Raw genomic sequence first — 9946 nt, 5'->3', positions numbered from 1 at the left:
GTTGCGAACGGGGGCCGGGCGCGGACGGTTCGGCCGCTACTTCGCCAGGAAGGCCAGCAGCGCGGCGTTGACCTCCTCGGCGTGGGTCCAGAGCAGGCCGTGCGGCGCGCCCTCGATCTCCACGTAGTCGGCGGAGGGCAGCGCCTCGTGGAACCGGCGCGCGGTGGCGTCGATCGGCAGGGTGCGGTCACCGGTGCCGTGCAGGATCAGCGCCGGCACGTCGATCCGGGCGACGTCGGCGCGGAAGTCGGTGTACCAGGTGGTCGGCGCGGCCGAGGCGGCGAAGGCGCCGCCGCCCGCCGCCACGTTCCAGCTGTTGCGGACGGCCTCCTCGCTGATCCGGGTGCCGAGGTTCTCGTCCAGGTTGTAGAAGTCGTTGAAGAAGGCGGTGTAGAAGGCGAACCGGTCGGCCTTCACGGCGGCCACGACCCCGTCGAAGAACTCCTGCGGCGCGGCGCCGTCCGGGTTCTCCTCGTTCTTCAGCAGCCAGGGCTCCAGCGAGGCGAGGAAGGCGACCTTGGCGATCCGCTCGGTGCCGTACTTGGAGACGTAGCGGGCGGTCTCGCCGGTCCCCATCGAGAAGCCGACCAGCACGGCGTCCCGGACGTCCAGGGTCTCCAGGACGGTGTGCAGGTCGGCGGTGAAGGTGTCGTAGTCGTAGCCGGTGGTCGGCTGCGAGGACCGGCCGAAGCCGCGGCGGTCGTAGGTGATGACCCGGTAGCCGGCGTCCAGCAGGGCGGCGCTCTGCCGCTCCCAGGAGGCGCCGTTCAGCGGGAAGCCGTGGATCAGGACGACCGGCTGCCCGGTGCCGTGGTCCTCGTAGTAGAGCTCGATCGGAGCGGTGTTCTCCTGGCCGACGGTGATGAACGGCATGGTGAAGTCCTTTGTCTCTCTCGGGATGTCGGAAACGGTCGGGCCCTGCCGCAGCGGCGTGGCAGGGCCCGGTCAGGGGAGTGGCAGCGATCCGGCCGGTCAGCCGGCGGCGTGCGGGTTGATCATCGACTGGGCGTAGAAGACGCCGAGGCCGTAGGCGCCGGCGCGCTCCTTGACCAGGTCGGTGACCGCGACGTAGGTCTCGCTGCGGGCCCAGTCGCGCTGGAGCTCCAGCAGCACCTGCACCCAGGTGACCGGCACGGCGCCGGCGGCGGTCATCCGCTGGACGGCGTGCTCGTGCGCCAGCGGGCTGACACCGCCGGAGGCGTCGGCGACGACGTACACCTCGTAGCCCTGGTCCAGCGCCGACAGCGCCGGCAGGACCAGGCAGACCTCGGTCCACAGGCCCGACAGGATGATCTTCTTGCGGCCGGTCGCCTTGACCGCCTCGACCAGCGCCTCGTCCTCCCAGGCGTTCATGGAGGTGCGGTCGATCACCTCCTGGTCCGGGAAGACCTCGCGCAGCTGCGGGAGGATCGGGCCGGAGAAGGACTCGGCGGCGACGGTGGACAGGACCACCGGCACGTCGAAGATCTTCGCGGCCTTGGCGAGGCCGACGGTGGAGTTGATGATCGCGGTGCGGTCGCCGCTGCCGGTGCCGAAGAACATCTGCGGCTGGTGGTCGACGAACAGCATCATCGAGTTCTCGGGGGTCAGCAGGTCCGGGCTCGGGGCGGCGTGGACCGAAGCGATGTCGACCATGGGTCTACTCTTTCCTTCTCAGCAACGGGAATTGACGAAGCGTCAGGCGCCTCCCGGATCCCCGGGGCGCTTACGGGGACGACGCTACGGCCGGACCGCCGGCCGTTCTGCTCGCTCCGCGTCCCGCAGCTGTCCCGACAGCGCATAGCCTGTGCCGCATGGAGATCCGCACCGCCACCGGCGAGGACTGGCCGAGCATCTACCCCTTCTACGCCGAGATCATGGCCGAGGGCCGGACGTACGCCTTCCCCGAGCGGCAGACCCTCGACGAGGCCAGGCCGTGGTGGATGGAACAGCCCCCCGGCCGCACGGTCGTCGCCGTCCTGGACGGCCGCATCGTCGGCTCGGCCAAGATGGGCCCCAACAAGCCCGGCCGCGGCTCCCACATCGGCACCGCCTCCTTCCTCGTCGACCCCGCCCACCGCGGCCGGGGCATCGGCCGCGCCCTCGGCGAGCACGTGATCGACTGGCACCGCGAGCAGGGCTTCCGGGGCATCCAGTTCAACGCCGTGGTCGAGACCAACGGCCCCGCCGTCCACCTCTGGAAGTCCCTCGGCTTCGAGGTCGTCGGCACCGTCCCCGGCGTCTTCGACCACCCCGACCACGGCTACGTCGGCCAGCACGTCATGTTCCGCCGCCTCTGACGACAGAGGAGAAGGCCGCCCCTAGAAACTGCCCTCCGCAGGGCGAGGGGCGGCCGTGGAGCCCGGTCGGGCTATCGAAGAGCCCACAGCGTCAGGCCGCCGAACACGACGAATGATGCGAGGAGTTGCGCGAGCATCGCGGGTGGAGCCGCCTCGTCCTCGGACCCGCCCTTCTCCTGCAACTCCGTCAACCGCCTGGCCAGCTCCCTGCGGTGGCCGAGAATCCCCGTCATGATGGCCGCGATCGCGGTCGAGTACATGGTGAGCACCGTGGCCGCTTCCATGTGCTTCGCGTAGTAACTGCCGATCCCGAAGAGCATCACCGCGACCGGCGCCAGCGCGGTCCTGATCCGGTAGGTGCGGGTGGGCATTCCCGGCACCAGGAGTACCCAGAACGCCGCGGTCACCAGGACCGCGATCCACCACCACGACACCACGCCGAGCCCCAGCGGATACACCGCACACCCCCTTGCCCCGGCTGTGGAGCCACGGTGCGGCTACGTCACGGCCGATCGCCCACAGCCTAGTGGTGGAAAGGGTGGTTGGTCCAAGAACTAGGGGGCCGCCTCCTCGGTCGTTCGGCGCGTCGGGTCGGCGTTCCGGACTTTCCGGGCGTATAGTTTAAACGTGAACATCACGGCTGTTCCGAGGCGCACCCCGCTCCGCGGCAGGGCGCGGCACCGGCCGTGAGCGCAAGGCGAACGAAGGAGCCAGTCCAAGTGAAGGCTGCACGCTACTACGACCGTGGTGACATCCGTATCGAGGACATCGCGGAGCCCACTGTCCAGCCGGGCACGGTGGGCATCGACGTCGCGTACTGCGGGATCTGCGGCACCGACCTGCACGAGTACCTCGACGGACCGATCTTCGTCCCGCCGGCCGGCCACCCCCACCCGGTCTCCGGCGAAGCCGCCCCCGTGACCCTCGGCCACGAGATGTCCGGCGTGGTGTACGCGGTGGGCGAGGGCGTCGAGGACCTGAAGCCGGGCGACCGCGTCGTCGTCGAGCCCTACATCCTGCGCCCGGACGTCGACACCAGCGACAACAACCCGGTGTACCACCTCTCGCCCGACATGAACTTCATCGGGCTCGGCGGTCGCGGCGGCGGGCTCGCCGAGAAGGTCGTCGTCGAGCGCCGGTGGGTCCACCCGGTCGGTGACGTTCCGCTGGACCAGGCGGCCCTGATCGAGCCGCTGTCGGTGGGGTACCACGCGTTCGAGCGCTCGGGTGCGAAGGCGGGCGACTTCGCCCTCGTCGGCGGCGCCGGCCCCATCGGGCTGCTCACCTGCGCGGTGCTCAAGGCGATGGGCGTCGAGGTCGCGGTCTCCGAGCTCAGCCCGCTGCGCCGGCAGAAGGCGCTGGACGCCAAGGTCGCCGACCACGTCATCGACCCCGCCACCACCGATGTCGCGGAAGAGGTCCGACGCCTCACGGGCGGCAAGGGCGCGGACGTCGCGTTCGAGGCCACCTCCGTCAACGTCGTGCTCGACACGCTGTTCGACGCCGTCAAGCCGGGCGGTGTCATCACGGTCATCTCGATCTGGGGCAAGCCGGCGTCGATCGACATGCAGAAGCTCGTGCTGAAGGAGGTCGACCTGCGCGGCACGATCGCCTACGTCAACTCCCACCCGCAGACGATCAAGCTCGTGCAGGAGGGCCGCATCGACCTGGCGCCGTTCATCACCAAGACCATCGGGCTGGACGACCTCGTCACCGACGGCTTCGAGACCCTCATCCACCACAACGAGACGGCCGTGAAGATCCTGGTCGACCCACGCGCCTGACGCATCGCACCGAACGGCGGCCCTCGCTCAGCGGAGCGAGGGCCGCCGCTGTCGTGCCGGCCGGTGTGGTGGCCGCACCGTCCTCTCGACGGGATCCTTCCGGGGGCCGAGTCAAATCGCGAACGACGGCCACCGGTTGGCGGCCCACTCCGGCCAGCCCGCCCAGCCGGGCGGCGGGTCGGCGGTGCCGGCACCCGCCAGCTCCGCCGCGTCGGGCTCCTCGAAATGCGCCCGCCCGTACAGGATGTCCTCCTCGGACAGCGGGAACGTCTCATCGGGGGTGGTCGCCCAGCGACGGGCGATGCGGGCGCGTTGGGTCTCGTCGTCCACGGGCAGGTAGACCATGCGGTAGCACGCGTCCTCGGCTTCTACCAGCCAGCGGATCGCGGACCGTTCGTCCCGCGCCCAGCAGCCGTAGTCCAGGACGACGTCGGTGCCCAGCCTGACCGCCTCCAGGGCGAGCCAGAGCATGCGTCCTTCCAGCACGTCGCGCTTCCCGTCCGCCTCCACCTGGTCGAACAGGGGGATCATCCAGTCGTCGGACGTCAGGCGCAGCGCGCCGTGCTCCGCGGCGAGCTGCCGAGCCCTCGTGGTCTTTCCGGCCCCTGGCAGGCCGACCATCAGGAACAGTGTGGTCATACGCCGATCGTGGCAGGGAAGCACATCTCTCGCAGGTGGTCGAACTCGGAGAGTGGCCGGGGGCATCCCCTTTCCACGCTCGTGATTGACGATGAGTCAGCCAATTCCGTACGGTGAGTAGCCGAGTACTCACCCAACCTCCGGGGGACGCGATGAGCCAGCCGTGGGACGCCGATCCCGACGCCGCTCTGAGCCGGCGCCTCGGCAAGCCGCCGACGGAGCTGGGCACCACCGGAGGCCGCGACGGCTGCCCCGACATCTGGGAACTCGACAACGGCGACATCGCCGTCATCGGCCGCGACCTCACCGCCGCCTACCAGGCCGGCCTCCCGCACGACGTGACCGTCGGCGACGGCGAGCGCCTGGTGGTCATCCCCCGAGCCACCCTCCTCTCCGCGAAGGCGGACCTCCCGGATGCCTGACCTCCTCGGCGACCTCCCCGGCGACCGGCTGCCCCTCGACGAGTACCGGGCGGACTTCCGCCGCCGGGACTTCGCGGTCGACGGCTACGACTCGTGGAAGCTCGAACGCCGCCAGGACTTCCAGGAACCCGATGACCCCAGCTGGCGCGCCTGCACCGAGGGGGACTGGCCACGCTCCCTCCACCTGATCGCCGCCATGCGCGACGACCTCCTCCACCTCGCCCGCACAGCCGCCGAGCACCACACCCGCCTCCTGCGCGTACGCGTCGTGGAGTTCCCGGTGACCCCCTACCTCGCCTGGGAACTGCACCTGCTGCGGCTGCGCGCCGAGTGCGGCGAACTGATCCGCATCGTCGGCCCCGACCTCGTCGCACCGCACGAACCGCACGGGCCGCTCCCGGAACTCGTCACCCTGGGCCCGGACACCGTCTACGACATCGCCTACGACGCGACCGGCATCCTCGTCGGCGCGACCCGCCACACGGGCCGCGCCGTCCGCGAGCGAGTCGCGGGGTTCATCGCCGACCTGTACGCCCAGGGCGAGGACATCGCCGACTTCATGGCCCGCGAGGCCGAGGGCCTGCGGCCGACGCGCGCCAGGGCGGAGCGCTGAGTCGTGATGCGGGAGACCCCCGACGTTCCCCCGGGCCACACCACCTCCTCCGTTTCCTCCTCCGTGTCCGGTGCCGCCGGCAACGTCGTGCAGGCCCGCGACATCCGAGGTCCCGTGCACATCCACGCCTCACCGCCTCCGCCGCCCACCGGGCACGGCGACGCCGTCCCGTGGCAGTTGCCCACGGACGTGCGCGGCTTCGTCAACCGCTCGGCGGAGCGGGAGGCCATGGACCACCTACTGGCCGAGCACTCGCGCGGGCCGCAGATCCTGGTGCTCACCGGTACGGCCGGTGTCGGCAAGACCTCCCTCGCCCTGCACTGGGCACACGCCGTCCGCGAGCAGTTCCCGGGCGGCCAGCTGTACGCGAACCTGCACGGCTACGACCCGCAGGAGCCCACCGCCCCGGCCCAGGTGCTCGAACGCTTCCTGCGCGCCCTCGACGTGCCCGCCGCGGCGATCCCCACCGACCTCGAAGCGCTGGCGTCCACGTACCGCTCGCTGGTGGCCGGCCGGCGGATGCTGATCGTGCTCGACAACGCCTCCCGCGCCACCCAGGTCCGCCCGCTGCTGCCCGGCGCCCCCGGCTGCCTGGTCGTGGTCACCAGCCGCCACCGCCTCTCCGGCCTCGGTGTGCGGGAGGGCGCCCGGCACCTGACCCTGGAGGTGCTCGCGGAGCACGACGCCGTCGAACTCCTGCGCACGGTGACCTCGGACTACCGCAGCGAGGACGACCCCGCCGAGCTCGTGCAGCTGGCCCGGCTCTGCGCCCGCCTGCCGCTGGCCCTTCGCATCGCGGCCGAACGCGCCGCCGGCCGACCACGGATGCTCCTGAACGACCTGATCCAGGACCTGCGGGACGAATCCAGCCTCTGGGACGCGCTCTCCAGCGAGGACGAGGAGGAGTCCGACGCCGTCCGCTCCGTCTTCGCCTGGTCCTACCGCGCGCTGCCGGCCGACGCGGCACGGCTGTTCCGCATGCTCGGCCTCCACCCCACCGGGGAGTTCAGCACCGCGGCCGCCGCCGCACTCGTCGCGACCGGGACCAGACAGGCCCGCCGGCTCCTGGACGGGCTCGTCGCGACCCACATGGTCGAACAGACCGCTGCGGACCGCTTCCGCTTCCACGACCTGCTGCGCGCCTACGCCGTGGACCAGGCGCGCGGTGAGCAGGAGCCGCAGGAGAGCGAACGCGCCGTTCTACGGATACTCGCCTGGTACCTGCACACGGCGGACGCGGCCCAGGCCCGCACCGCGCCGCACGAGCCCCGAGTACCGCTGACCCCCCTCGATCCGGATGTGGAGCCGACGGCCTTCGACGACGGGGCCACCGCGATGCGGTGGTTCGAGGCGGAACGGGAGAACCTCGCGGCCGCCGTCCGGACCGCGGCCGCGCTGGGGCTGGACGGGTACGTCCACCCGCTGGCGATCGTCCTCCGCGCCTTCTACATGGTTCGCAATCCCTTCCAGGACTGGTTCGAGACCTCGCAGCTCGGTCTGGACGCCGCCCGGCGCGACGGGGACCGGCACGCGCAGGCGGAGCTGCACGAGAGCCTGGGCATGGCGTACACGCAGTCCGGCCGCCTCGACCAGGCCGTCGACGAGTACCGGGCGGCACTGACGATCCGCCGCGAGCTCGACGACCCGGCGGGGGAGGCCCTGACGCTCAACGGGCTCGGGTTGCTGTGGCTGCGCCGACGCGGGCTCACGGAGGCACAGGAGGCGTTCGAGCGGGCCGGGGCGCTGTTCGGGGCCCTTGCGGACACCTACTGGGAGCCGTGCACCACCGTCAACCTCGCCGAGGCCGAAGCCGTGCTCGGCCGGCTTCCCGAGGCCGAGCACCTGGTCCGCGCCGGCCTGGAGACCTTCCGCGAACGGGCCGACCACTGGGCGGAGGGCAACGCGCTGCGCGTCCTCAGCCTGATCCAGCTCGGCGGCGGGCGGGTGGCCGAGGCACTGGACAGCGCCCAGCGGGCGGTCGACCTCGCGCTCGACCTCGGCAGCGCCGTCGCGGAGGGCCACTGGCTGACCCAACTCGGGCACGCCCAGCGCGCCGCCGGCCAACCCGCCGAAGCCCTCGCCTCCTACCACCGGGCCGCCGTCCTCCAGCGCGGCCTCGGCGACCGCAGCCGTGAAGCCCTGGCCTGGGACGGGACCGGCTGCGCCTACCTCGACCTCGGACGCCCCGATGAAGCGGTCGGCTTCCACCGCCGAGCCGCCGCCGTGCACCGCGACCTGGCCGAGCCGTGGCACACGGCCACCGCCCTCTCCCATCTCGCCGACGCCCTGGCCGGCAGCGGGGAACCGGATGCCGCCCACCGGTACCGCCACGAGGCGCTGACCCTGCTCGACGGCTTCACCGACCCCGCCGCCCTCCGCCTGCGCGGCCGATTGACGAGGGCCCTCAGCGCAGACGACTGACTCAGCCTGCGGGGAACCACGTCTCCCGAGCCGGCACGGGAGCCCACTCCGTGATCCACAGAGGGCCGTCCGCGCATTCCATCCGCACGCCGTCGCCGGGCTCGGTGCGCGATCCGAGGACGGACACCCACCGTCCGTCCACGACGGCGAGGGGGCCGGGGACCGGGAACCGACCGAATCTGAAGGTACGAACGAGGTTGTGGACGTCACGGCGGCTCGTCGACCAGTCGATGACCGCCTGTTCCGGCCCGATCACGCTCTCGTAGGTCGCGCCCTCCGGGCTCTGCGCGGTACCTGCGTGGCCGTCGGCGGCCAACCCCAACGCCTCCCGAAGCACCTCGCGGGACAGGGCCCGGACCCGGGCGAAGACCGTGTCGCCGTCCAGGTCGTCCGGAAGCGCGATGCCTCCGCGTTGCACGAGGATCCGCCCGGTGTCGAAGGATTCGTCCATCCAGTGGACCGTCACACCCGTCTCAGCGTCGCCGTGCCGGACCGCCCAGTGGATCGGCATCGGGCCTCGATGACGCGGCAGCAGAGAAGGGTGGACGTTCAGCACGCCGAGGCGCGGGACGCGCAGGACCTCCGCCGACAAGCGCCAGGGGAAGCCGTTGCAGACGACGAGGTCCGGCTCGTAGCCGGCCAGGGCGCGGGCGAGACCGGCAGTACTGCTCGGGAACAGAAGGTCCGGCCCCGGTGACAGCTGTTCCAGGACGCCGTCGGTCACCGGACCCGTGGGTGTGGCGCACACGTAGGCGACGGGGTCGTGCCCGGCTGCGACACACGGGCCGTGGAGGTCGGAGAACCCCTCCGCGCCGTAGGACATCAGGACGACTCGCAAGGGATCCGGCACTGCTCCTCCTGTGGAAGCTTCCGTGACGATGACTCGGCCGACGCGCGGGCCCGAAGCTACCTCAAGCGGGAGAGGAGTCTTTGTGCGCAGGGCTCGAACTGGGTGGGGATTGTGTGAGGGGTGCGGGTCACACGCACAAGTGAATATCGGGCAATTTGGGTGCGGAGGGTTCGGTTCTCCCGCTGTGCTGGGCACGTCTGGTCAGGCGAGGCGACGGTGTCCATCGGCCGATGAGAGTGGGGGACCGTGGAACGAACACGACAGTGGACGAGATGCACCGCAGCGGTCGCGGTACTGGTGGTGACGGGCATCGGCGGCTGTGCCGCACCTGCGGAGCCGGTCCCGGAGGCGCCGAGGGCCGTCCGCGTCTCGACGCCGGCCGATCCGTCGGAGGCCCTGCCCAGTACCGGAGCGAGTCCACTGCTCCCCGTGGCCGGGGCTGCGGCCGCACTGTTCGTGGGCGTCGGTGGAGTCCTGGTCGTCCTCTGGCGCGACCGCCGGACCGGGGTCCCCGCCCCGCTGCCCTCTCCACGTCCGGGGCGAGGAGAGCTGTGACCAGCGATGACTTGCCCCTGCTGTGGGGGAGGGGTAGTGTTTCCTAGTCGCTCGACAGGGAGCACCGGACACGCTACAGCGCGGACGGTCCCGGAGCGGCCAATCCTCTGGAAATACCTACGCCGCCCCGCTCGGGGTTTATTTGGCGTGTGCATTTTCGGGGATTGCGGTCGGATTCGCTTTTCGGAGCGGGGATCGGTTAGAGTTTGAAACGTCGGACGGGGCGTCAAGCCGCAGAAGACGCCAGCGAGTTGGATGAAGGAAGCGCCGGGAACGGCGCGGAAAACATCTGATAAGCTGGAAACACGAAAGAACGAAGCGCCCGGAGGGTCGGTGTGAAAGCCGCCTGAAGGAAGCGTCCGTTCCTTGAGAACTCAACAGCG

General features: G+C 71.1%; 10 protein-coding genes. 5 read left to right on the top strand and 5 right to left on the bottom strand.

The features are described from left to right. Positions 1-36 precede the first annotated feature (36 nt). Positions 37-873, bottom strand: a complete 837-nt coding sequence (locus ACFU74_RS33310; RefSeq protein WP_380763632.1) for an alpha/beta fold hydrolase — start codon at positions 871-873, stop codon at positions 37-39. 99 nt (positions 874-972) lie between these two features. Then, complete coding sequence (locus tag ACFU74_RS33305) at positions 973-1635, bottom strand: hydrolase (protein ID WP_380763630.1); 663 nt, start codon at positions 1633-1635, stop codon at positions 973-975. A 158-nt stretch (positions 1636-1793) separates the two neighbouring features. Between ACFU74_RS33305 and ACFU74_RS33300 the strand changes: the two genes are divergently transcribed. Then, positions 1794-2279, top strand: a complete 486-nt coding sequence (locus ACFU74_RS33300) for a GNAT family N-acetyltransferase (protein ID WP_380763628.1) — start codon at positions 1794-1796, stop codon at positions 2277-2279. A gap of 71 nt (positions 2280-2350) precedes the next feature. On the opposite strand, the gene ACFU74_RS33295 is transcribed toward ACFU74_RS33300, so the two are convergent. After that, complete coding sequence (locus tag ACFU74_RS33295) at positions 2351-2737, bottom strand: hypothetical protein (protein ID WP_380763626.1); 387 nt, start codon at positions 2735-2737, stop codon at positions 2351-2353. 261 nt (positions 2738-2998) lie between these two features. Here ACFU74_RS33295 and ACFU74_RS33290 point away from each other — a divergent pair, with 261 nt between their 5' ends. After that, the gene (locus ACFU74_RS33290) at positions 2999-4063 is read left to right on the top strand and encodes a 2,3-butanediol dehydrogenase (protein WP_380763624.1); all 1065 of its coding nucleotides are present in this window, start codon (positions 2999-3001) and stop codon (positions 4061-4063) included. A 111-nt stretch (positions 4064-4174) separates the two neighbouring features. Here ACFU74_RS33290 and ACFU74_RS33285 read toward each other — a convergent pair whose 3' ends face one another. After that, positions 4175-4702, bottom strand: a complete 528-nt coding sequence (locus ACFU74_RS33285) for an AAA family ATPase (protein WP_380763622.1) — start codon at positions 4700-4702, stop codon at positions 4175-4177. A 152-nt stretch (positions 4703-4854) separates the two neighbouring features. On the opposite strand from ACFU74_RS33285, the gene ACFU74_RS33280 reads away from it, so the two are divergent. From ACFU74_RS33280 to ACFU74_RS33270, 3 genes are all read left to right on the top strand, one after another. Continuing rightward, positions 4855-5124 carry a hypothetical protein gene (locus ACFU74_RS33280; protein ID WP_380763620.1) on the top strand — a complete coding sequence of 90 codons (270 nt, stop codon included), beginning with the start codon at positions 4855-4857 and terminating at the stop codon, positions 5122-5124. After that, a complete protein-coding gene (locus tag ACFU74_RS33275; RefSeq protein ID WP_380763618.1) occupies positions 5117-5737 on the top strand; it encodes a DUF6879 family protein in 621 nt (206 codons plus the stop codon). Before ACFU74_RS33280 ends, ACFU74_RS33275 begins: the two co-directional genes overlap by 8 nt. 114 nt (positions 5738-5851) lie before the next feature. Next, positions 5852-8158, top strand: a complete 2307-nt coding sequence (locus ACFU74_RS33270; RefSeq protein WP_380763616.1) for an ATP-binding protein — start codon at positions 5852-5854, stop codon at positions 8156-8158. A gap of 1 nt (position 8159) precedes the next feature. On the opposite strand, the gene ACFU74_RS33265 is transcribed toward ACFU74_RS33270, so the two are convergent. Beyond that, complete coding sequence (locus tag ACFU74_RS33265) at positions 8160-8996, bottom strand: methionyl-tRNA formyltransferase (RefSeq protein WP_380763614.1); 837 nt, start codon at positions 8994-8996, stop codon at positions 8160-8162. Positions 8997-9946: the final 950 nt, after the last annotated feature.

Origin of the sequence: Kitasatospora sp. NPDC057500 (genome assembly GCF_042802195.1) — a bacterium.
Classification (GTDB): Bacteria; Actinomycetota; Actinomycetes; order Streptomycetales; family Streptomycetaceae; genus Kitasatospora.
Note: the sequence above shows the minus strand (reverse complement) of the source record. Positions and strands in the feature narration are given on the sequence as shown.